20 protein-coding genes are annotated in these 24065 nt (G+C 39.3%); 10 read left to right on the plus strand and 10 right to left on the minus strand.

Annotated elements, in window-relative coordinates; translation table 11 throughout:
• Positions 1-105: 105 nt before the first annotated feature.
• On the minus strand, positions 106-1734 hold the full coding sequence (prfC, locus tag H6G75_RS00735; RefSeq protein ID WP_190978098.1) for a peptide chain release factor 3: 1629 nt from the start codon (positions 1732-1734) through the stop codon (positions 106-108).
• Positions 1735-1988: 254 nt separating this feature from the next.
• Between prfC and H6G75_RS00740 the strand changes: the two genes are divergently transcribed.
• Together H6G75_RS00740 and hemB are read left to right on the plus strand one after the other, a co-directional pair.
• The gene (locus H6G75_RS00740; protein WP_190978099.1) at positions 1989-2330 is read left to right on the plus strand and encodes a DUF4870 domain-containing protein; all 342 of its coding nucleotides are present in this window, start codon (positions 1989-1991) and stop codon (positions 2328-2330) included.
• 298 nt (positions 2331-2628) lie between these two features.
• Positions 2629-3609, plus strand: coding sequence for a porphobilinogen synthase (gene hemB / locus H6G75_RS00745; RefSeq protein ID WP_190978100.1), 981 nt, complete (start codon positions 2629-2631; stop codon positions 3607-3609).
• Between the two features lie 108 nt (positions 3610-3717).
• Here the strand turns inward: hemB and H6G75_RS00750 are convergent, their stop codons facing one another.
• From H6G75_RS00750 to H6G75_RS00760, 3 genes are all read right to left on the minus strand, one after another.
• Entirely contained in the window at positions 3718-4899 is a 1182-nt protein-coding gene (locus H6G75_RS00750) for an ATP-binding protein (protein WP_190978101.1), read from the minus strand.
• A gap of 87 nt (positions 4900-4986) precedes the next feature.
• The gene (locus H6G75_RS00755) at positions 4987-7773 is read right to left on the minus strand and encodes a WD40 repeat domain-containing protein (RefSeq protein WP_190978102.1); all 2787 of its coding nucleotides are present in this window, start codon (positions 7771-7773) and stop codon (positions 4987-4989) included.
• A 1-nt stretch (position 7774) separates the two neighbouring features.
• On the minus strand, positions 7775-9340 hold the full coding sequence (locus tag H6G75_RS00760; protein WP_190978103.1) for an NACHT domain protein: 1566 nt from the start codon (positions 9338-9340) through the stop codon (positions 7775-7777).
• A gap of 424 nt (positions 9341-9764) precedes the next feature.
• On the opposite strand from H6G75_RS00760, the gene H6G75_RS00765 reads away from it, so the two are divergent.
• Positions 9765-11888: a serine protease gene (locus H6G75_RS00765; RefSeq protein ID WP_190978104.1), complete on the plus strand. Its 2124-nt coding sequence runs from the start codon at positions 9765-9767 to the stop codon at positions 11886-11888.
• 13 nt (positions 11889-11901) lie between these two features.
• Positions 11902-12297 (plus strand): rhodanese-like domain-containing protein, encoded by a 396-nt coding sequence (locus tag H6G75_RS00770; protein WP_199337665.1) that lies wholly within the window; start codon positions 11902-11904, stop codon positions 12295-12297.
• Between the two features lie 104 nt (positions 12298-12401).
• Here H6G75_RS00770 and H6G75_RS00775 read toward each other — a convergent pair whose 3' ends face one another.
• Positions 12402-12791: a hypothetical protein gene (locus H6G75_RS00775; RefSeq protein ID WP_190978105.1), complete on the minus strand. Its 390-nt coding sequence runs from the start codon at positions 12789-12791 to the stop codon at positions 12402-12404.
• A 1081-nt stretch (positions 12792-13872) separates the two neighbouring features.
• Between H6G75_RS00775 and H6G75_RS00785 the strand changes: the two genes are divergently transcribed.
• A complete protein-coding gene (locus H6G75_RS00785) occupies positions 13873-14958 on the plus strand; it encodes a DUF6745 domain-containing protein (protein WP_190978107.1) in 1086 nt (361 codons plus the stop codon).
• A 289-nt stretch (positions 14959-15247) separates the two neighbouring features.
• Here H6G75_RS00785 and H6G75_RS00790 read toward each other — a convergent pair whose 3' ends face one another.
• From H6G75_RS00790 to H6G75_RS00800, 3 genes are all read right to left on the minus strand, one after another.
• The gene (locus tag H6G75_RS00790) at positions 15248-15970 is read right to left on the minus strand and encodes a glutathione S-transferase family protein (protein WP_190978108.1); all 723 of its coding nucleotides are present in this window, start codon (positions 15968-15970) and stop codon (positions 15248-15250) included.
• Between the two features lie 104 nt (positions 15971-16074).
• Positions 16075-17211, minus strand: a complete 1137-nt coding sequence (locus H6G75_RS00795) for a cob(I)yrinic acid a,c-diamide adenosyltransferase (protein WP_190978109.1) — start codon at positions 17209-17211, stop codon at positions 16075-16077.
• Between the two features lie 34 nt (positions 17212-17245).
• On the minus strand, positions 17246-17401 hold the full coding sequence (locus H6G75_RS00800) for a hypothetical protein (protein WP_190978110.1): 156 nt from the start codon (positions 17399-17401) through the stop codon (positions 17246-17248).
• A 99-nt stretch (positions 17402-17500) separates the two neighbouring features.
• On the opposite strand from H6G75_RS00800, the gene fraC reads away from it, so the two are divergent.
• The 4 genes from fraC (at position 17501) to H6G75_RS00820 (ending at position 21545) form a co-directional block, all read left to right on the plus strand.
• Positions 17501-18055: a filament integrity protein FraC gene (gene fraC, locus H6G75_RS00805; protein WP_190978111.1), complete on the plus strand. Its 555-nt coding sequence runs from the start codon at positions 17501-17503 to the stop codon at positions 18053-18055.
• Between the two features lie 46 nt (positions 18056-18101).
• Positions 18102-19133 (plus strand): septal junction protein FraD, encoded by a 1032-nt coding sequence (fraD, locus tag H6G75_RS00810; protein ID WP_190978112.1) that lies wholly within the window; start codon positions 18102-18104, stop codon positions 19131-19133.
• A gap of 129 nt (positions 19134-19262) precedes the next feature.
• Positions 19263-20033 carry an ABC transporter permease gene (locus H6G75_RS00815; RefSeq protein WP_190978113.1) on the plus strand — a complete coding sequence of 257 codons (771 nt, stop codon included), beginning with the start codon at positions 19263-19265 and terminating at the stop codon, positions 20031-20033.
• 192 nt (positions 20034-20225) lie between these two features.
• A complete protein-coding gene (locus tag H6G75_RS00820; protein ID WP_190978114.1) occupies positions 20226-21545 on the plus strand; it encodes a 2Fe-2S iron-sulfur cluster-binding protein in 1320 nt (439 codons plus the stop codon).
• 49 nt (positions 21546-21594) lie between these two features.
• Here the strand turns inward: H6G75_RS00820 and H6G75_RS00825 are convergent, their stop codons facing one another.
• Positions 21595-22194, minus strand: coding sequence for a pentapeptide repeat-containing protein (locus tag H6G75_RS00825; protein ID WP_190978115.1), 600 nt, complete (start codon positions 22192-22194; stop codon positions 21595-21597).
• Positions 22195-22438: 244 nt separating this feature from the next.
• Complete coding sequence (locus H6G75_RS00830) at positions 22439-23323, minus strand: carbohydrate ABC transporter permease (protein WP_190978116.1); 885 nt, start codon at positions 23321-23323, stop codon at positions 22439-22441.
• A gap of 24 nt (positions 23324-23347) precedes the next feature.
• On the opposite strand from H6G75_RS00830, the gene purN reads away from it, so the two are divergent.
• Positions 23348-24064 (plus strand): phosphoribosylglycinamide formyltransferase, encoded by a 717-nt coding sequence (purN, locus tag H6G75_RS00835; RefSeq protein ID WP_190978117.1) that lies wholly within the window; start codon positions 23348-23350, stop codon positions 24062-24064.
• Position 24065: the final 1 nt, after the last annotated feature.

Genomic DNA, 24065 nt, shown 5'->3' on the forward strand with positions numbered 1-24065 from the left:
ACGCGACCCCGCGATGCCGTGGACATCAACTATACCCGATAAATAGGAATCAGGAGTCAGGAATCAGAAGTTCTGAATTCTGGATTCTGACTTCTGCATTCTGTTTCAAGATTCCACTGATGATTGTCCATAAAATACCGGGGCGATCGCGCTTAATTTTAAATCTGGATGGTCTTCTAGTAACTGATGACAATTCCATTCATTGCGGAATAGTAACACTGGCCGATCCATACTGTCTTTGACTGTGGTGGTGTTAAATAAACGTCCCACCTTGTTCAAAGCTTCCCAACCACCTTCTACCCAACGGGCGACGCTGTAGGGTAATAAATCGAGAATTGTTTCTACGCCATACTCGTTTTGTAGGCGAAACTGCACCACTTCAAATTGCAACTGACCCACCGCCGCCAAAATTGGTTCGCGTTTAGCTTCATCAGTTGAGTACATAATCTGCACAGCACCTTCTTCGCGCAATTCCGAAATCCCTTTTTGAAATTGCTTAAACTTTGAGGGGTTGGGGTTTCTGAGGGTGGCAAACAGTTCTGGTGAAAAATATGGAATTCCCTCGTATTCCAATTTCTGCCCTGTGTAAATGGTATCGCCGATCGCAAATACACCGGGATTATTTAAGCCGATGACATCACCTGGATATGCGACATCAATCGATTCCCGTTCTTGGGCAAAGAGTTTTTGCGGACGTGATAAACGTACGACTTTGCCTGTGCGGGCGTGATTGACTGTCATATCTTTTTCAAATCTGCCAGTGCAGACCCGGACAAATGCGATGCGATCGCGGTGTTTTGGATCCATGTTGGCTTGCAATTTGAACACAAAACCCGAAAACTCAGGATATGTGGGCGGAACTTCCCCGACGCTGCTATTGTGAACACCTGGTTTTAAGGCATAGTCAAGAAAAGACTTGAGGAATAACTCTACGCCAAAGTTAGTCATGGCGCTACCAAAGAACACTGGGGTCATTTTGCCTTGATGCACTAATTCCAAATCTAGTTCCGGGCCGACTCCCTCTAACAGTTCCAAATCATTTTTCAGTTGGTAGTACAAGTCCTCTTCTAGCAGTTGTTCAATTGTGGCATCACCCAATTCAACAACAGTATCACGGGCTTCTTTGCTACCGTGGGCGCTGCGTTCAAACAAGTGAATTTGTTGTTGCTGACGATCAAATACACCCTTAAAGCGATCGCCCATCCCAATCGGCCAATTCACAGCGTAAGTCTGCAACCCTAGTTCCTGTTCAATTTCATCTAACAGTTCTAAAGGTTCTCTACCCGGACGGTCGAGTTTATTCACAAAGGTGAAAATCGGCAAACCCCGCAATTTACATACTTCAAATAATTTGCGGGTTTGCGGTTCCAAACCTTTCGCCACATCAATTAACATCACCGCATTATCAGCAGCAGCCAGAGTCCGGTAAGTATCTTCGCTAAAATCTTGGTGTCCGGGGGTATCTAATAAATTAATCTGACAGTTCTGGTACTCAAACTGTAAAACCGTCGAAGTAATCGAAATACCCCGTTGCTGTTCCATCGCCATCCAGTCGGAAGTAGCTTTGCGCTGCGCCCTTCGTGCTTTCACAGCACCAGCTTCGTGAATTGCACCTCCGTACAACAGTAGCTTTTCTGTCAGCGTCGTTTTCCCCGCGTCAGGGTGAGAAATAATCGCAAAATTACGTCGCTGTTCTACGGCTTGATAAAGTTCTGACTGAATTTCAGTTGACATAATTGACCTAAATGTATTACTTACCCTTGTTACTTTACTTAACTTAATTTTTCTCTACTTTAGTAAGTCTTTTAATCTTAAAACAACGAGGCTCGTGATAGGGTCAAAAAGTGCTGAGTGGGAATAGACAAGGGAGACAAGGTAGAGGGGGTAGACAAGGTAGAAAGATTGCTCCCGTCCCTTGTCTCCCTTGTCCCCCCTGTCTCCCTTGTCCCCCCTGACCCCTAACCTCTAACCCTTCAAAGGAGAAAAGTATGTACGACCCAGACAAGCGAAAGATTTTCTCTGCCTTGTGTCACGCAGCGATTTTCTTCAGTACGCTGTTTATGTCTGTGGGGATACCGATCGCGATGTTATTCATTGCTAATGATCCGGTAGTCCTAGAAAATGCCAAAGAATCTATTAATTTTCACCTGAATGTTTGGATTTATGGAATCATTATTACAGCACTGCTCTGGTTAACTTTTGGTTTGTTATTCCCTCTAGTATTCCTCGGATATGCGCTGCATTGGGGATTAACAATTTGGGCGATCGCCAGTGTGCTTACCAAGCCAGACCAACCCTTCCGCTATCCCTTCATTTTTCGTGTTCTATAACACAGTCAGGGTAATTGCTAATAAAAACTTGAACATTGTTAACAAAGAAATTCGCAAAACTTTCTGCGGTTTAATGTTTTTAGATCAGAATTAAAAATTAATATCTCTCTGCCCAAACTGTTAGCTAGATGAAGTAGCAACCAAGTTGTAGAATACAAAATTGCCCTACAGCTTCATCAAGAGTAGGGCAAAGGACAGTTAAGCACTGTTTGTAGTTTGTCTGACAGTAGTAGGGTTTTTCTCTACTTTTGTGCCGCTTTGACTTGTGTCCATTACATCGTTTCCTTGACAAAAACCTATGTTTCCCATACAACGTCCCCGTCGTTTGCGTAGCCACCCCCAACTGCGTCGGATGGTACGTGAAACCATCCTCACAACCAACGATTTAATTTACCCCTTGTTTGCTGTACCAGGTGACGGAATTGCCAAGGAAGTTAAATCTATGCCTGGAGTCTACCAATTATCGGTAGACAAAATTGTGGAAGAAGCCAAAGAAGTTTACGACTTAGGCATTCCCGCCATTATTTTATTTGGCATTCCCGAAGATAAAGACGTTGATGCTACTGGTGCTTGGCATGATTGCGGAATTGTCCAAAAAGCTGCCACTGCTGTTAAAGAATCAGTTCCCGACCTGATTGTTATTGTTGACACCTGCTTGTGTGAATACACCAGTCATGGTCACTGCGGTTACTTGCAAGTGGGTGATTTAACCGGACGAGTCCTCAACGACCCCACCTTGGAATTGCTCAAGAAAACCGCCGTTTCTCAAGCCAAAGCTGGTGCAGATATCATCGCACCTTCAGGGATGATGGATGGTTTTGTCCACGCAATTCGGACTGCGTTAGACGAAGCTGGTTTCCAAGATACACCCATTTTGTCTTATGCTGCTAAGTATGCTTCGGCTTATTATGGGCCTTTCCGCGATGCGGCTGAGTCCACACCCCAATTTGGCGACAGAAGAACTTATCAAATGGATCCTGGTAACAGTCGGGAAGCCATTAAAGAAATTGAATTAGATATTGCTGAAGGTGCGGATATGCTCATGGTTAAGCCTGCATTGGCTTACATGGATATTATCTGGCGGGTGAAGGAAGCAAGTAACTTACCTGTTGCAGCTTACAACGTTTCCGGTGAATATTCCATGATTAAAGCTGCGGCTTTGAATGGCTGGATAGATGAAGAGCGTGTAGTTATGGAAACTTTAACTGGCTTTAAGCGTGCTGGTGCAGACTTGATTTTAACTTACCATGCCAAAGATGCAGCTAGATGGTTGCGGTAAGTGGCTTTTTCTAAGTTATCGGCTAATCTCACGCCAAGGCGCAAAGGCGCAAAGTATTTCTTTGTGTTTTGGTGTTTGGGCGTGGGATTATTTGTCTTTTATCCTTTATTACATCGATGGTGGAGCGATTTGTTGTCTACTTAACCAGTCGCGGAAGCGGGAATGATAAAGACTGTAATAGGTTTCGTCTGAGTTTTTTTCTTGTTGCAAGAACTCTAGCCAGTTTTCTAGAACTTCTTCAACTTCAAATTCATCTGTCTCTAGAATTTCAGCAATTGCGGCGGCTGATATTGGTTGTTGCTGCTTGACTAATTCATTCAATACCGCAAGCTTAAATTCTGAGTGTTCTTCTGGTGGCAGGATTGTTTGTAAATGCTGCTGATAATATGTCTCTAAACCTGGAGGGAGTTGATTGTATTGGAATGGTTCAGAGTAGAAATTATCAGCGATCGCATTTATGATTTGACTGAGATACATAAAATTATTTTCCGATTCAGTGGTGAGGCGCGTGCAGAATTCCTGCTCACTGATATGGTGGTTATTTAGCCAATATTTTAGATCCCCCCTAGCCCCCCTTAGTAAAGGGGGAACTTTGCCCCCCTTTTCAAGGGGGGTTGGGGGGATCTCTTCTGCGGTTAGGTACTTTTGAATATAAGCTTGAATATCCGCTTGATTTTCTGCCTCATAATCTGCTAAATCAAGACTTTGGAACGGTGCTTCAATCAATAAACCTGACTTTTCTGGCAAAAATGGTCGGCGCGTCAGGAGAAAATAAACCTTATCTGGGAGATAGCGCGGGAGATAAAACAAATTTGCACTAGGAGATTGACTATTGCGGTCAATAAAATTTAAGCCATCAATTGCAATAACTAACTTTTGATTGGGTGCTAACTGATCACTGATTTGCTGAAGAAGCAACGATAAAAACCAACTACCTTTTGTTGTATGGTCAGGTTGGTTATCGAGAGATATTGCAAACATCTCTATTAATTGCGTGCAGATATTTCTTAAGAATTCCTCAGCACGATTTTTACCCGCAACTTCTACGTTGTAATGGACAACATCAAGATTATCTAGGGCATATTTAGCTAAAATTGCACTTTTACCGCTACCGGGTGCGCCAATAATAGTAAAGTAACCGCGCTGATAGCGGTAAATAAATTCATTAATCGCCGTGAAGACAAAATTGCGCCCGATAAAATTGTGGCTGTTTGCGTTAATAATTTGCTCAAACTCCTTAGACTGTCCTCTGGGATGATTAGGAGTAGGTAATTTTAGAGGTAAGTGCATGATGACATATTTTGTTTGCCAAATTTGTCAGAGCGAACAATTAAATATTCATTACTTTTGTCATAAAAGCCTAAAATGTTACATTTCTTATCTTTCCATTCCCTCAAGACGCAAAAAATGCACCCTACCAGAACTATCCCCCGCTACAATTGTTACGCCATCAGGTGCAACGGCACAGCAATTAATTGAGCTATCTCCTATGTAAGTGGTGAGAACTTTCCTTAATTCTAAGTTCCAGACTTTGAGCGTATTGTCATCGGAAGCAGAAATTACGTGTTTTCCATCAGGGGTAACAGCTACTGCCTGCACTCTGCCAGTATGACCACAGAGAGTGAAAAGTTCTTCTCCGTTTTCAAGATTCCAAACTTTGATAGTTTTATCAAATGAACCAGAAATTAATTTTTTACTATTAGGTGTAACAACCACTGCTTTGACTACATGGCTATGCTCTGTAAGGGTCAATTTTTCTTTTCCAGTTAATAGATTCCAAACTTTGAGATTGGTATCAGATGAGGCAGAAATTGCTTGTGTGCCATTTGGAGTAATAGCAACGGCATTGATAGAATTAGTATGCCCAGGAAAATTCATTAGCTTACCTTGTGAATTAAGGAAGAGAATTTTTACATTTGCATCAATACTATTAATAGGAAAAATAGAAAATTGATTTCCTATTTTATAAATAGTTATTTTGTGTGGATATTTTACCTTAATTAACCACTCATCATCAGAAGTTATAACAAATCCAGTTTTATTTATTTCGATTGTCTCCCCAGTCTTCAAATATTTGATTACAAGAGGTGGAAGATTCCATAGAAAATTATTCCACATAATTACATCAAAATCTGATTTAGGTAATATTTTGGGTTGATAAACCTTAGATATTTCCAGCATTCCATTCGAGTTCAAAGTAATTTCTTTAACTCTATTATCAATTGTCAGACTCAATACTTCTTTTTTTGTAGCATTTTCCATAACTTTAATATTTTTGCCAGTTTTTGAAATCAAAATCCACCATTTTCCATCCGAAGTAGGTTGACAATCATCTTTTTGTCTAAGGGTTATTGTTTGCTCTGTAGGTGAGTAAAAAATTTTTAATTCTTGGCTGAATTCTCTTTTAGTTTCAGGAAAATTAAAAACTTTTTTGCGTGTTTCTAAATCCCAAACTGCAAAAGTTCTATCATTGTTAGCAGTAATTAAATGCTTACTATTAGGAGTGACTGCAACTGCTTTCACAGAAGTAATAATCCAGAAACTTGGCTTTGCTATACCCGAATTATTCTGCTGTTGTAGTGCCAAGTTCCAGACCTTAACAGTGTCGTCATCAGAGACAGAAATAACTTCTTTACCATTAGGTGTGATAACAACTGAATTTACTGAGGCGTAATGACAATTTACAGTATATAGTTCAGCCTTGGTCTCAAGACTCCAAACTTTAATAGTCTTATCAGAAGAAGCAGAAATTACTTGTTTACCATCAGGAGTGATATCAACTGCATTTACCGAATTACTATGGCCAATCGGAGTTAGTTTTTGCTTTCTTATTTCTAGATTATAGGCTTTGAGAGTTGTGTCATCAAAAGCAGCAATTATTTTTTTGGAATCGTGTGTAACAACTATCGAATTGATGGGGCTACTATACTCAATTGGAATTGATATTTTCTCATCTGTTTCTAACTTCCATATTGTCAGAGTATTATCTGGAGAAGTATAAACAACACTTGGTTGATTATAACTATAAATTACTGCTATTATTGAGTCCTTTGGATTATGATATAATGTGTGAAGTTGTATACCTGTTTCTAAATCCCAAAATTTAATATGGTTGTTTGAGGAAATAGAAATTACTTTTTGATCATCAGGTGATATAACAACTTTAACTACTGAGCTTATGTGACGTTTGAAGGATAAAATTTCCTGTCCTGTTTCTAAGTTCCATACTTTAAGAGTCTGGTCATAAGAAGCGGAGACTACCCTTAACCCATCAGGAGTTATAGCAATGTCATTAATTCCACCTGTATGTTTACGGAAAGTAAATAGTGGCTTACCTGTTTGTAATTCCCATACTTTAAGAGTTTTGTCATCAGAAGCAGAAATTATCTTTAGCCCATCAGGTGTAATAGTAATTGCGTTAATTCTGTCCTCATGACCATCAAGAGTAAACAGTTCTTTTGCTTCTGCCAAATTCCATACTTTAAGAGTCTGATCAAATGAACCAGAAATTACTTGTTTACCATCAGGTGTAACAGCAATTGCAGTAACTCCACCTTTATGACCAGTGAGAGTAACAAGTTCTTTGCCTTTTGCAAGATTCCAAACTTTAATAGTTTTATCAGAAGAGGCAGAAATTACTTGTTTACCATCAGGAGTAATAGCTACTACATTTACTGAGGCAGTATGCCCAGTAAGAGTTCGGAGTAAACTACTATCAGCAGAGATTAGGTTAGCAGTTAAAGGACATAACCAAGGTGTTATAGTTTGCTGCTTGCTTTTTATTAACAGTGCTTGAACTACTGGAATTTTTTTGTCTAGTAAATGTCCGTGTAACTGACTAGCTAACTGATTTTGATCAACCGCAACAATATGGGCAGACAATTGCAAAGCTGCTTGAATTAACTTAATAATTTTAATTTTTTCTGAGTTATATTCTGGATGATCTATATCTGCCCATTCATCAATTAAATCATAATCTTCAATTAATGCTTGCACTCCAAACTCAGGATGCTTAACCTTTACCACCAGAAAATCAAAATCAGTTAGTGTTTGGTAATATGTCTCCAACTTTCCTGACTTAACCAAGCTTGAGGTTAAACTACCCAAGTAAGCACGTTGAAAAGCAGGATTTTGTGCTGCTAATTTGTTTGCAAATTCTCCCATATTATGCCATCTTATTTACAAGGTAGTCTGCAATCCATTTGTTAACCTCTTGAAAGAGTTTGCGTGTAGCGTCTAAAACTCGTTTTGCTTTCAAAAAGTCTAAGAAACTATTGTGATAGATGCTGTAGCAGTTTTCTCCCTTGAGATTTTGCAGCTTCAAATATTCAACCCACTCATCTAAAACTACTTGCACATCATATTCATCCTGTTGAGCGATTGCCGCAATCATCTCACAAGGAATTGGTGTGCCAATCTCCACTAAAATAAACAAAATAAATACCTTTACTTCCTGGGGTTTATTATCCATCCCCATGCGTTCCCAGTGGATTTGATAATATTCTTGCAGTCCTGTGGGTAATTGCTTTAAACTCAGGTCATTATAGTCACTTTTAGCAATTCCTGGCAAAACATAACGCAGGTACATAAAGTTATTTTCACTCTTAGTTGCTACCTGGTCAACAAAGTCATCATCAGCAATATCACGCTCTTGAATCCATTGCTTAATTGCATTCTTATAGTCTGGATCGTCATTCAAAAAGAACCGAATATACTCTTTAATATCGTCACGGCTTAAACTAGCATACTGACTTGCCCTTAAATCTAGCTCTTGTGTCGGCACATCTGGTGCAGACAAGCGTTTTTTATCTATAGTATATGGTCTTCTAGTTAGGAAAAAATAGACATTTTCAGGAAGTGCTGTTGGTAAATCTAAAAGATTTCCGCCTGCTTCTTGTTCTACTTCATCCAGCGCATCAACTACAATTGCCAGATGTTCACCAGCAGGGATTTTTTTACTAACCTGTTCTAATAAATCAGCTAAATTAGCCTTATCAGCATTTTGTAATTGATAACGCTTAATTAATTGCTTGCGAATACTTTCCAGAAATAGCTCCGCACGATTGCGACCATCAGAACGGACATTAAAATAGCATGGTGATTTATTATCCCAGACATATTTAGCAGCAATGGTACTTTTCCCCATTCCTGCATCACCCACTACGGTAAAATAACCTCTGGAATGTTTATTGCGAAACTGCTGAAATGTGTCAAATACAAATTGACGACCACAAAACGAGCGAATTTTTTCTTTAATTAATGACTTAAATTCCGTTGGATACTCGTCTAAATTCCATTCAGGGAAAGGCTGAAACTCAATGGAGCTAGTTTTTTTGGCAATTTTAATAAATGTTTCCCCAAATTCCTCTAACTCTGAGCGCAATTCAATTCTCGACCGTTGGATCTCAAATTTTAAATCCTTACTCTGCAAAAATTTTTCTACTTCTTGGTAGAACCCCAAGGGATTATTCGCGGTATAAGCACTCCAAAAAGATTTTTTAATTTCTCTTTCTCTAAAAAGGTTTAAAATTACTTCTTGCTTATCTACACCATACTCAATTAAAGAATAAACATAAACCCCATCAACATCTTTGGGTGGTTGTACTGGGTCAAAATTGAATTGTTTTAAAAGTCTAACTACACTTTCATTACGTTGAGCTTGATTAATAACTAAAGAAGCCGCTGGTTTAGCAAGACTTTTAAGGGCATTAACTACAGGGTCAATACTCATTTTTACTATGGATAGAGATAATTTTTACACCTTTTAACTTATCCTAGCGAAAGATAGGGAAAATTAGCGCGTCATAAGCCATATTACTGTTTTAGGTATCTCATGCAGAGGCGCAGAGGAGAACGCTAGAGGTGTTGTAATTGTCTTTGGTGAGGTGCGATCGCTCGATTATTTTTAAAATATCCTGAAAGGTGGAGCGATGCACTTTCATTTCAACTTCAGAACCTCAAACTTCGACCTCAGAGACTCAACTTTCATGTTCTCCAGTCGAAGTTTCACGTCTAAAAGGCGATCGCTAATTAAAAAACATTAAACTCTATGATAAGAATTCAACAATTGCTGATTTCAGTACCATGAGGATGATATAAAAAAATTATCAATATATTTTTAAGCAATTACTAACCGCAACCATAGCAAAATCGTTATGAAATTTAATTATTTATTAACACCCGCATTGATTGGCGTTACAGTTGCTATTGTCCAACCGCAGGCTGTAGCCCTTTCTTCAACGGAAGTCAGCAAAGTTGCTAAAGCGATGACGGTGCTGATTGAAAATCCAAATGGTTCTGGTTCTGGGGTAATTGTTCGCCGCGAGGGTGATACTTACACGGTATTAACTGCTAAACACGTCGTCGAAAATCCAGATAAATATGCAGTCGTCACGCCTGATGATAGCCGTTATGAGTTAAAGTACGACACGGTGAAAAAGTTGCCAGGAATAGATTTAGCTATTGGGCAGTTTACCAGTAGTAAAACTTATCCTGTGGCAAAGTTAGGCAACTCTGATGACATTAGTGAAGGTGCAACATCTTATGTGGCGGGGTTTCCTCAGCCCAGCGCGGCAATTTCTGTCTCAATTTACAATTTTGTGGAAGGGCGGATCACGGCTAATGCTTCTAAAGCCCTGCGGGATGGTTATGCTTTAGTTTACAATAACGACACGCTACCGGGAATGAGTGGCGGCCCAGTGCTGAATGACAAAGGTGAATTAGTGGGGATTCACGGTAGAGGTGACACCGCCGAAAATTATCAAATTTCTGATAAAAATCCCGATGTAATTATCAAAACTGGGTTTAATTTGGGGATTCCAATTAATACTTTTTTGCGAACTTTACCAAAAGCTGAGGTGGGTGCTGTCAGTCAGCCTACGCCCACCTCACCAAAGGCAGATGATTTTTATATTCAGGGCGGAGATAAGTATAAAAAAGGTGATTATCCAGGAGCGATAGAAGCTTACAATCAAGCTATTCGCCTGAATCCTCAATATTCTTATGCTTACAATGATCGGGGAAATGCACGTTATTATTTGGGTGATAAACAAGGTGCATTGAAAGATTATAACCAAGCTTTAAAAATTAATCCTGAATATGCTTTTGCTTATTACAATCGCGGTAATATTTTGTATGATTTTGATGATAAGCGGGGGGCGCTGGCTGATTATAACCAAGCTTTGAAACTGAATCCTAATTATTCTTCTGCTTACAATAATCGCGGTAATGCCTACTACGCTTTGGGAGATAAGCAAAAGGCTTTGGCTGATTATAATCAAGCCATTAAAGTTGACCCAGGGAATGCGGAAGCTTATTACAATCGTGGGAATACTCGCGCTAGTTTAGGTGATAAGCAAGGGGCAATTACTGATTACAATCAAGCGATTAAGATTAACCCAAACTATGTGTTTGCTTATAATAACCGGGGTAATACCCGTTATGATTTAGGTGATTATCAAGGAGCGATCGCAGATTATTCCCAAGCTGTGAAAATCAACCCTAATCATTCTTCAGCTTACAACGGTAGGGGCAATTCTCGTTATTATTTAGGTGATAAACAAGGGGCAATTACTGACTATACTTTAGCTTTAAAAGCTAGTCCTAATAATGCCGAAGCTTATTATAACCGGGGAAATGCTCGCTCTGATTTGAAAGATTTAACAGCAGCGATCGCAGATTATAACCAAGCAATTAAATTCAATGCTAATTATTCGTCTGCTTACAACGGCAGAGGTAACGCCTTTTATTATTTAGGTGAAAAGCAAAAAGCACTGGCAGATTATAGCCAAGCCATCAAGAGCGATACCAATAATTCTGAAGCTTATTATAATCGCGGTAATGTTTACTTTGATTTAGGCAATAAACAAGGTGCGATCGCAGACTATACCCAAGCAATTAAAATTAATCCCAATTATGCTTACGCCTACAATAATCGTGGTAATGCTAAGTATGACATTAATGATTTGCAAGGAGCCTTGACCGATTACAATCAAGCCTTGAAAATTATCCCGAATTATACCTTTGCTTACTACAATCGCGGCAATGTCTACAGAAACTTGGGCGACTTAGAAGGTGCGATCGCTGATTATAACAAAGCGATTAATATTGATGCTAATTATGCCCAAGCCTACCATAACCGAGGTTTAGCTCGGTATGATTTAGGCGAAATACCAGCAAGTATCACTGATTTAGAAACGGCAGCGAATTTGTATAAAATGCAAGGAAACACATCTGCTTATCAGCAAGTATTAGAACTAATTAGAAAAAATCAGCGTTAGCAAGGAAATAATAATGAGCATAGATCAGATGGCGCACTATCAACGTAAACTTGCGTATGAGATGGATTCATGGGATCTATACGTTGCCCTCAACAAAGGACAGGTGATAACTGTTGTTGATGGCCGTTCAGCAGATGCTTTTTCAGAAGAACATATTCCAGGCGCGTTGAACCTACCACACAAAGAAATCTGTTTCAATTCAACTGAGATGCTGGATAAGTCACGACTTTATGTTTGCTATTGTGATGGTATTGGCTGCAACGCCTCGACAAAAACAGCACTCAAGTTATTGACTCTGGGTTTTGAAGTCCGGGAACTGATTGGTGGCCTTGATTGGTGGAAACGTGATGGTTACGCTACTGAAGGCAAGAAAGCCCAGCTTGGTACCACAATAAATTGTGGCTGCTAAGTCAGTCACAAGCATGAGAGTAAATATTACTCTGAGGATAAAAGGTTGGGTGGATACTAGCATCACCCAACCTTTTATTTTATCTGTTACCTATCACCTATTCTTTAAGACTTACTATTGCTGACGGTTTCTGGTGGTGCAGATTTTAACCGAGTAGCTGTACTTTTACGGACGCGATCGCTTTTTCGCACTCCACCAGCCATTTCATATTCGTTGCTGTCGTTACCGTACTTAAACGCAACTCCCAGCAGCATTTTTTCACAAAGGGTGCTTAAGTTTTTTTCTAGCCGTTCAATTTCAGTTCTAGAAGCATCCAGTACTGCCAATGCTGTGTTATGAGTATCAATTTTGGCAGTTAAGTGATCAATTTGTTGCTGCATATATTCCAAGCTATTATTATCACCAAAATCAATGTTTGGATCAATTGCTTTTAGTCCAGAAGCTCGAAGTTTAGCTTTTGCAAGTATGCGAGATGTGCGTTTTGCACGCGGCATAGATGTACTCCTGTAACGATAATAGTGTTAGCTTGTCTCAAATTGGCTATAATCTGGCTCAGGAAAAATCACAAATATTAGTATTTTAGAGAACAATAAGTTTAAGTATTATTATGTAATGATGTAAGCTTTCTTGATAAATGAGGTAGGGTTAATAAGAAACCTTACGTCGTTAGTGGCAAATGAGTTAAGGTTCTCTATGAATGAGGTAAGGTTAATAAGAAACCTTACGTCGTTAGTGGCAAATGAGTTAAGGTTCTCTATGGATGAGGTAAGGTTAACAAGCAACCTTACATCGTTGGTGACTAATGAGTTAGGGTTAGTATCGCATCGTTGTAGTTGGCTAGGCGATCGCACATCAGTAGACAATGGAATATAACTGTTAAAATCAGCATAATGGTGTAAATGTGCAGCAAACACCCTATAAATGTAAATGCCAGCCATTGTTAAAGTACAACTTTCCAGAAGCTTTAGCAGAAGCGATATTTTCTCTTGATTTAACAGAGAAACGCTAATGGGGGCAAGTTAAGCTGTATTTCTGCTTCTGGGCAGGGTGCAGAATTTTAAATCGAAATCCCGATTTGAGAAGTGAGATGATAGCGAAACCCAACATTTAAAAACTTGGTATTGTTGGGTTACACTGCCTTTCACATAAAAGACTTTCATTTTACTAGGGCGATCGCGTTACTATTGCAAACAGTTAATCAAGCGATCGCCCCAAGTCAAGCGATAATTAAAATACACTAAAAGTAAGAAAATCCTACCCTTAATTTCTTAATAATACTAGTCATCACCCAGGTAAATCAATACTTTTAAAAGCCAGCGTTGTGCATCTCTATTGCCCTGTCGGGGCTGGGGTGGCTCTTGGAGAAAGTTGCGATCGCTGCCATTACAGCGAAATCAAGGTGCGCGTTCGCGGCGGCTGAAAGCCTTACAGTTTAGGCAATTGAACAACTAAACTAATTTTTTTCTTAATGGGCTTTCTTACTTACGCCCAATCCATAAAGAAATCAAGGATTTTACGAATGTTTAATTGGGAGCAGTGTAGCCACAATTAGACAGTGACTATTTTTAGCTTAAAATGTCTAATCAAAAATCTAAAAAATTAACACCAGAACAGGAAGCTTTAATTTTAAATTATTGGCAGAAGTGGAGAAACATAGCATTTTCGACTGAAGCTATTAATAATAATGTATTAGAGTTTGCTGAAAAACTTTATTCACTTGTAAATAAGAGAAGTCCTCAAATTATTTTGTGTAATAGCCCCTATGCAGCAATCAATGAAATGCTATTACTTAATTCTTCTCAGTGCCAATTGAATAATAATTTAGTAGGTAATATAGAAAAAATAGTCAATAAACAACTTAAAGATTTTTGGAAGCAAACATTATTGAAAAAAAGCAGTTCAAATCATCTAAACTATTTATTGAGAAGTTTAGATGGTGATAATTTAGAGTTCTATACTGAAAATCCGTTTAACTTATTAAATATGATTCTGTCTGGGAATCAATCTGAATTGGTTTGGCGACTTTGGAGCAAGAAGATAAACTATGTATGTATTTCACCTTTTAATTGGATATACATTGCTGCCACGTTTGATTTTTTCATTTCAGAGTTGAATTGTTACTATGACCCGGATTTATATCAAGTTGTACAACAAGTATTACTGATGGGTGGAATAATATTTCCTTTTAACGGATTCTGCTTTGTCTGCGCTCGCTCAACCAAACTATCCTTTGATCACGAATACCTTCTCCATGCTGAAGGAGAAGCAGCAGTTCAATTCGCTGACGGATATAGTATTTACGCATATCACGGTGTTAGGTTGCCAGACAAATATGGCAAATTACACCCAGAGGAATGGCAACCAAAATGGTTGTTGGAAGAAAAGAACGCTGAACTGCGGCGCGTGTTAATTCAAGGCATTGGTTATTCTCGAATTATTGAACAGTTACAAGCAGTTGAATTAGATTCCTGGCAAGAATACACGCTTCTTAAAATTAATTCCAATATAGATGTAGAACCAATTTATTTGTTGAAAATGACCTGCCCTAGCACCCAAAGGATTCATGTATTGCGTGTACCACCGGATATTAAATCAGCACAAGATGGTATTAGTTGGGTAAACTGGGGTATTGCTCCTGAAGAATTTAGTGTGCAAACTTAGGCATCTTTTTAGAAGAGTGGCAATGAGAGCAGAGTTTAACCTAAATGCTTACACTAGCTGACTTTACCCCAATGTCGGTTAACCCTCAAATAACGACATAAAAGGGCGATCGCAGTTTTCTCCCCCAGCCTCCCCAGCTACCCCTGCTCCCCCAGCTTCGAGGAACGACCGAGCAAGGAAGTTGCCCACCATTGACTCTCAAAAGCCTTAGTCTATCTAGCTTTTATCATCAAATATAAAAAAGAACATTATCTTGGTTGCTTAAGAAGCCTCGCTTGTTTACCAATCACTAAACTTCCAAATCACTGAAAAATAGCTGATTCATACGTTCATAATGCTGGCAGAGATTTTTTAATTGCAGTACATAATCCACAATTGAATGTTTCAAAGGGGGCTTAATTAAATTACCGACGTAAGCATAAGCAGTTGCATCTAAAGTTGTGGGTTGTTCACCCATAAAAAATAATTTATCGGCTAAAAAATCGGAAAGTGCTTGGAAATCAGCCGTAATAATTTGACAAATTTCTTGATCGCTATGACGACCCATGCCTTGATTGTAGAGTTGGGTGCAAATAGTTTCACAAGCATCTGCAACAATCAATTCACATTCTGCGGCTGGTACAACAGCACTCAATATATTAATTAAAGCTTCTCGATAAACTTGCCAATTTTCTGGAACTTGGTAACGGATGTAAGCTTCTCCCCAGTAGATGTTTTCTTTAATCATCCGGCGAAAAGCTAAGGAAATGGCTCGCTCTGTAGGTGTTAAGTTTGCATCCAAGTCTATTCCAGCTTCCGACTTTAACATTTCAATGATTAAAGTGGAATCACCTATGAGCTTTCCCTGGTACTCAATAAAGGGAATTTTGCCTTTGGGGGCGATGGCAAAATTAAGTGATGTATCAGCTTGATAATTTAACTTGGCCATACGAAACCAAGTTTCGAGCTTCATACAAGCTGGACTAAAGCTGGGTAGCCCCCAAAGCGGCGGTGTCTTGTATAAAGTAATCATTTCTTGGTGGTCAAGATAGTTGAGAACATCATCAACATACCACCAAGCAAAATAGCGATCGCCAATGCGCCAGTTGCTAAATCCAGCACGTTAGTATTATCCATTTAAAAATCAACTCCCCGTTTGAGTTCTACGCCGTGATTAGCATAGTGTTTGTGGCAGTATACCTCAGAGTGGATACTGGCTAAATCAAAATAAGCGGGTTGTTGTTGGCAACGACCAGTAATAATAACTTCTGTGTCGCGGGGTTTGCGGAGTAAGGCTTGAACAATTGGTTCAACGGGGAGGAGTTCTAAATCAACGGTGGGGTTGAGTTCATCTAAGATGATCGTTTTATATAACCCAGATGCGATCGCAGTTTTAGCAATTTCCCAACCGCGTTCGGCTTCGACATAATCTAATTCTTGCCGGGAATTGCGCCAGACGATCGCATCTCTGCCACAACGTTGATGATCTACCACTTCTGGGTATGATTGTTGCAAAGCAGCGATCGCAGCATCTTCGGTATAACCGCTCCCACCTTTGAGCCATTGCATAATTAACACACGGGTAGAACCAGGATGGTTAATCCCCCTCCCAATGGCTTGTAAAGCTTTCCCCAAGGCGCTGGTTGATTTCCCTTTCCCTGCACCGGTATAAATTTCAATCCCCTCAATTAATAGCTGTTGGGCGATGGGGTGGTGTTGCGGCTTCATTTCTGAGTGTAAATCAGCAATTTCTAGCAATTTTTCGGGTGCGCCGCGTCCGGTGGCGATAATTTCTAATTCTTGGGGTTTGGATTTTAATGTGCGTACCACTTCATCCACTGGTAGCAAACCCAAATCGAGGACGGGGTTAAGTTCATCTAAAACTACTACTGAATATAACCCAGAGGCGATCGCTCCTTTGGCGACATCCCAACCCCGCGCTGCTTCTTGGCGGTCGTAGGGGATAATTTCTTCAGCACCAAAAAATTCCGCCCTTCCAGTCCGTACCTGATCAATTAAATGAGGAAAACCACGCTGTAGGGCTGCGATCGCACCATCCTCATCATAATCACGTTCTGGCCCTTTTAAAAACCGCAGCAGTAAAACGCGATTGGAATTATTTTGAGTATTAATTCCTAAGCCAATTGAACGCAGTACGACCCCTAAAGCCGCTTGTGATTTGCCTTTACCCAAACCATCATAAACGTGAATTTGACCTGTGAGTCGCTCAGAACGCGCTTGTGCTGTGCGAATTCCAATGCCGTTCCTTGTCATCTCTCAAAAACCTGTAACGTGGCAGTCTCTAATCTTACCTAACCTCTTGCACTTCCAGATATAAAAAATCTCGGTTGGGTACTTCCATACAAGAGTTAGCAGGATATATTAACAGGGTAAATAGGGGTATACTGGCACACCAAGATGGTAAACAGCGATCGCCATCATATACAGCAGAATTCAGAATCAACTCTCTGTGTTTAGCTGTGATATCTGAATGTGTGATTGCCTACATCAACCTGATAATCCCTATTTTGTCTTTACCCTTTCACCTTAAATCTACCTGACTATGCTAGACGACCTTTTTACCCTGCCTACCCCGCCGCGACTCTTGCCGATTGGCGTAATGTTGTTTAATTTGTTATTTTTCCTGGTGGCGATTCCGATTGAAGCGTATATTTTCCATTGGCGGTTAAAGTTTGACAAAAAAACGAGTATTTTTTATGCGATCGCCACTAATCTTTTTTCGGGAACTCTTGGTTGGGTGATATTTTTCATCTTAGAACCGATGCTTCCTCCAGAATTTAAATCGGAATTAATTAACTATGTATTTTTTAATAATTTTCGTTCTCCCACTACCCAAGCCACGTTAATTTTTACGACTTCGATTATTTTCTTTGCCACTTTTTTAATGAAATTTATCCTATTACAGCTTTTGGTATTTACCTTAAGAGACGATGGTTGGAAAAAACCAGAGATTGCCGAAACATCCCAGCGCCGACAGTTACGCCGCGAGATTCCCGGAATCAAATTGCAAACTACTAATTTGGTGACTACTACATTAATTGCCAATTCTCTTAGTTATACAGTGATTACAATTATTTTATTGATTCGCAATCGCTAAATACTGTTACTTGTTTTGCCATATCCATAACGTTAGAGGTGAAAAAATGAATGTCCTGTTTAAAGATTTATTTGGCATATTTAAAATTTTTGAAGATGTCTATGCCAGAGTCAGAAAAATATTAGTTCCTACTCAAGCCTATGCTTGGCAAACATTGATTTATTTGAGTGTATTTTCGGGATTTTTATCTTATTTCGCCAATGGTTATGTCAGGGATATTATTGCATTTTGTGGCTGGTTATTTTTAATTGCTGGCACAGCTTGGTATACCACTGATGACCCCATCAGAGTTCCTGGCACATTTATGCCTGTGGGTGCATTAATTACAGGGTTTTTAGTGAGTGTTTTTGCTTTTGGTAATCAGCAGGAAGTGATTACACCCAGAACGATTGTGCTTTGGCCGACAATATCAGCTTTAATTACAGCCATTCCCGAATTTGTTGAAGGTACAGATACAGATTCTAAAGCACAAATTCCTAAGCCAGAAGTGAGGCAAAAAATTCTGATTTTAGTTGCCAGTTGTATGATTTTAAGTTGCTGGCTGCAATTTTACTTTGTGATGGATAAGTGGTTACAAGAATATCCTAGTTTACTAGCAGATAATTTTCAGCGTAGTACTTTCGTCAGAAGAACAGATATTAGTGAAAAAGTGCCAAAAAATGGCGTAATTATTTTAGATAAACTACAACCACTAGTAGAACAGCAAATTGATGAAAGACCTTGGTCACAGGTAGAGAAATGGCTACTCGATGCCAAATTACAAGTAGGAAATTTAGGTAATCGAGTTATTGATAAACACTTAGGAAAATATGAAGAAAAAGCTTTGTGGCGAGTTGAACCGCGTGTGACGAATACAAAATCAGGGGGATATGTTTTAGATTTGCTGAGTATTTGGCGTGGCCCTAGTTCTAGTCAAAAAGGATATTATCTGAAAAAATCTTGTCGGATTGATCCAGTAGCAACTTCCACCAAAAAAGCCATTACAAGCACAAACCCAGAAGACAAAATTGCGGTCGGGGAAATAGAATGCGATCGCGTTAGTAAGTTTATTGCTGGTTCTCCACCACCACAACAGTAATTTTGTGGGACAACGGGGACAAGGGAGACAAGGGAGACAAGGGGGACAAGGGGGAGAATTAGAATCTTTAACTCAGCACTCACACTTCGACTTCGCTCAGTGTACAGGACTCAGCACTTTTAAGAACCAATGAGAACTTTTGTAATTGCGAAAAATGTATTTCAGGAAGTAGTGCGCGATCGCATTTTGTATGTGATTGGATTTTATACTTTAGTGTTGGCGATCGCCTGGCGAGTACTACCGGAATTTGCGGCGACTACGGAAAACAAGATGTTATTAGACTTTGGGATAGTGGCTATTAATGTCATTAGCTTAATTGTCGCCGTATTTGTGGGTACAGGACTGGTGAAAAAAGAAATTGATAAACGCACTATTTTAGTGTTAATTGCCAAACCAGTCAGCCGGGGTGAAATTATTGCTGGCAAGTTTTTGGGTTTGTCAGCAGTGTTGGCTGTTTTAATCACCAGTATGACAGCCATTTATCTGGGATTTTTGCAAATAGAAAACATTCCTCATCCCACCCTCAGTATTGTGATTGCCTCAGTTTTTCTGTTTTTACAGATATCTTTAATCAACGCTGTGGCGATTACATTGGGCGTTTTCACTAATGCTTTACTGGCGGTAACTTTAACCTTTGCTGTGTATTTAATGGGGAATATTAGCCAAGATGTAGTTAAATTCGGGCGTTTGAGTCAAAACCCCACCATTGAACGCATTACCCAAGGGTTATATCTCATTCTGCCAGATTTATCGCGCTTGGATTTAAAAAACGATGCGGTGTATGGAATACAAGCTTTACCTGATGCAACTGTGTTAATTACAAATGCCGTCTATGGCGTACTTTATTGTATTATGCTGCTGGCGATCGCTAGTTTTGTCTTCTCTAAGCGGGAGTTTTAAATATTAGTCAAAATCAGAAATTGTTTGTAATTCTTAATTAATTCATACGGAATTTCTAAAGTAAATCTAAAGAGAACCAAAGGTAATAAAAACGAACGGTAGGATGCTGATAATCTTTTTTTAAAACGACGGAAACCAGAATCTTCGCAGGTATATACCAACATAACTAAAAGTCTGAGGTAGGAAACAACAATGCTGGAAAGTCTGGGAAGAATTAACCATCCATTCGTCAGAAGCGTTGCCGCAGCAGCTACCGTTGGTTCAGTAGTCACTTTGTCTACTGCTATTATTATTGGGTTTGCCAATCCTAAAGATAAATCAGCCCATCAATTTGGTGTGTATTCTTCACTATTTGGTGCGGCGGCTGGGGCTGTATTTGGCTTGGTTTATACAGGTAAAGATAGTGAAGATAAATCCACTCCCGATATTTCCACAGCAGACAGTAATGTTTGGCAAGACTGGCGAAATTTTGTTGTAGTTCGCAAGGTAAAAGAAAGCGAAGAAATTACATCTTTTTATTTACAACCAGAGGATAAAGGTGAAATTCCCAACTTTCAACCAGGACAATTTCTGACTATAAAACTTGATATTCCCGGACATAAAAAGCCTGTAATTCGGACTTATTCACTGTCTGATTATTCTGAAAAAAGTGAATATTATCGTCTTTCTATTAAACGCGAACCTGCACCCAATGGATTAGATGTGATGCCTGGTGTAGCATCTAATTTTATGCACGATCGCATTCACGAAGGTGCAATCATTCCCGCCAAACCACCAAACGGTAAATTTGTGCTGGATGTGCATAAATCTACCCCCGCCGTCTTGATTAGTAATGGTGTCGGAATTACACCAATGATCAGTATGGCAAAAGCTTGTACTCGACTGAATCCTCAGCGTCCGGTTTGGTTTATACATGGTGCAAGAGACGGTCAATTCCATGCTTTTCATGATGAAATTATCGAAATTGCTCAACAAAATTCTAATTTAAATGTACATATTCGCTACAGTCGTCCTAGACAGGAAGATGAAGGGAAATATCAGAGTGTGGGATATGTTGATGCAGCTTTAGTGCAGGAATTATGTCAACAAGAAGCGGAATATTTTTTATGTGGTTCAACTCCATTTATTCAGTCTGTTACTGAAGGACTCAAAGCTGCTGGAGTACCTAATAATAAAGTTTCTTTTGAATCCTTTGGGAACCCAATAAAAACTGAGTCAACAAAATCAACTCAGACTGCAACTCAAGGTGAAGAATTTGCAGAAATTGTCTTTGCTAAATCTGGTAAGACTTTAACATGGCAACCGAGCGATGGCACTATTTTAGAATTTGCCGAAGCTAATGATATTGATGCGCCTTTTAGTTGTCGGATAGGAGTTTGCGGTACTTGTATGTGTAAACTCCGTGAAGGGGAAGTGAGTTATCAAGAAGAACCAGGTGCAACCATTGATGAAGGTTCGGTGTTAATTTGTATTTCTCAACCCGGTAGTTCTAAATTAGTGTTGGATATTTAATTAGACTTCAGATCCCCGACTTCTTAAAGAAGTCGGGGATCTAAATCATTTAATGAATAATCATGATTTCCGGTTTATAAATTGTGCCTTCAGGCATAATTGTATGCCGGAGTTTGCTATAGATGATTTTTGTTTCCCAAAGATTGGCGTTTAATAAGTTGGCTTTAGTTAAATTAGTCCATGTCAAGTCTGCACTATGTAAATTTGCTTCGGTTAAATTAGCCTCTAGTAATATGGCACCAGATAAACTAGCTGCTTGCAAATTTGCTTTGATTAATTTAGCTTCTATTAATGAGGCTTCAATAAATTGGGCATAACTCAAGTCTGCTTCGGTGAAATCTACACCACACAAAGAAGCACCCCAAAAGTTACTGTTAGTACATTGTGATCGCCACAAGCAAGACTCACACAAATTAGCATAACTTAAATCAGCATTACTCAAATTAACTTGGGTTAAATCTGCTTCACTTAAGTCTGCACCAGTTAATTTTGCACCAGCTAAATTAGCACCGCGTAAATTTATTCCCCGCAACTTAGCACCACTTAAATCAATTCCTCGCAAATCACGTCCACTGAAATCCTGCTGTTGACCAGATTTTTCTGGAGTTTGGTTAGAGATTAATTCCTGTACACCAGCAAAATTTCTCATGTGACTCACCTCAGAGTGTCAATAATTGCAAAGCTCAATTGTGAGAGTTACTGTATATCGAGATTACACTAATCAAGATAATTCGCTGAATGGATAAATAAAGAATATTTGAATAATTGACGTAAAATAGCCTAAAAATGTGTTTCTCACAACAAAAAATGCTGACATAAGTCAGGAAATAATCATAAAAGATACCCGACTTCTTGAAGAAGTCGGGTATCTTTCTACTCACAAATCAAAATAATTATTCTTCGCCCCAAGTTTGTAATTGAAAATACACTAAAACTAAAGCGATGGCTAATAAAACTGTTGCGGCCGCTGCTGCATAACCAAAATCAAATTGACCAAAGGCTTCTTGATAAATGTAGTAAACCAATAAATTAGTCGAATTTAAAGGGCCGCCACCGGTCATGATATAAACTTGTTCAAAACTCCGTAATGTGAAAATTGCGGTGGTGATGGTGGCGAAAATTAAAGTAGGGCGTAATCCTGGTAAGGTTACATACCAAAATTGTTGCCAAGCATTTGCACCATCTAATTCGGCTGCTTCATAGCGACTGGGAGGAATTGCTTGCAACCCGGCTAAAAAAACAACCATATTAAAACCTAATTGTTTCCAAATACTTAAAATAATTAACACAGGCATTGCCCAAAAGGTATCTCCTAACCAGGGAATTGGTGCAATACCAAATGAATTTAAAAATGCGTTGACAGGGCCAGTTGTTTGAAATAGCCAGCGAAATCCTAAACCAGCCGCGACGAGAGAAATGATGGAAGGTAAAAAGTAGGCACTTCTTAACATTCCCCGCAAAGCTAGAGAACGATTTAATAACACTGCCAACCCTAAAGGAATAATTAAGCTGGGAATAACTGTAGCCAGGGTAAAATAAATTGTGTTGCCTAAAACTTGCCAAAAGTCTGGGTTAAGTAACAAACGCCAGTAGTTTTTTAAACCTACCCAATAAGTACCTGTGGATGTAAAACTACCAGCAGTGAAACTCAGGTAAAACAAATAGGCGATCGGCCAAATTACAAAAATTCCTAATAAAATTAATGCGGGTGCAAGAAAAGTCCAAGCGGCGAATGTATCATTATCTAACCATGATTTATTAGTATATATCTTTGGCATCTATTAATTTTCCTTGTTGCTGTTATGACCTTTCGCCCCGATTCTAGTTTTAGCTTGGTTTCTCCCCATATTAGCGATCGCTTACCATCTAGTGATACCCCAATTAAGCTAGGGATTCTGGCTTCTGGGAATGGTAGCAATTTTGAAGCAATTGCCCAAGCTATTGAAAATGGCCAAATTAATGCCCAAATTCCAGTTCTAATTTACAATAATCCAGGGGCGAAAGCAGCAACACGAGCCGCTAATCGTGGTGTAGAAACTGTTTTATTAAACCACCGCGAATATAAAAAGCGAGAAACTTTAGACCAACAAATTGTCCAGACTCTGCGCCAGCATGATGTTGATTTGGTAATTTTAGCTGGTTGGATGCGGCTGGTAACATCTGTGTTAATTGATGCTTTTCCTAACAGAATTATTAATATTCATCCGAGTTTGTTACCAAGTTTTAAGGGGCTTCATGCGGTGGAACAAGCTTTGCAAGCAAAGGTAACAATTACTGGCTGTACAGTGCATTTGGTTTGTTTAGAAGTTGACAGTGGCCCGATATTAATGCAAGCGGCTGTACCTGTGTTCCCGGATGATACACCAGAAACACTCCACGCCCGGATTCAAATTCAAGAACATCGAATTTTACCACAGGCAATTGCGATCGCAGCTAGTCAAATCTCGCACCAAAACCAAGCCCCGACGAATGGAATTCGCGGCTATAAAAACGAAGTCCGCCTACGCGGACTAACTTAAA

This window comes from Nostoc sp. FACHB-280 (genome assembly GCF_014697615.1).
Classification (GTDB): domain Bacteria; phylum Cyanobacteriota; class Cyanobacteriia; order Cyanobacteriales; family Nostocaceae; genus Nostoc_B.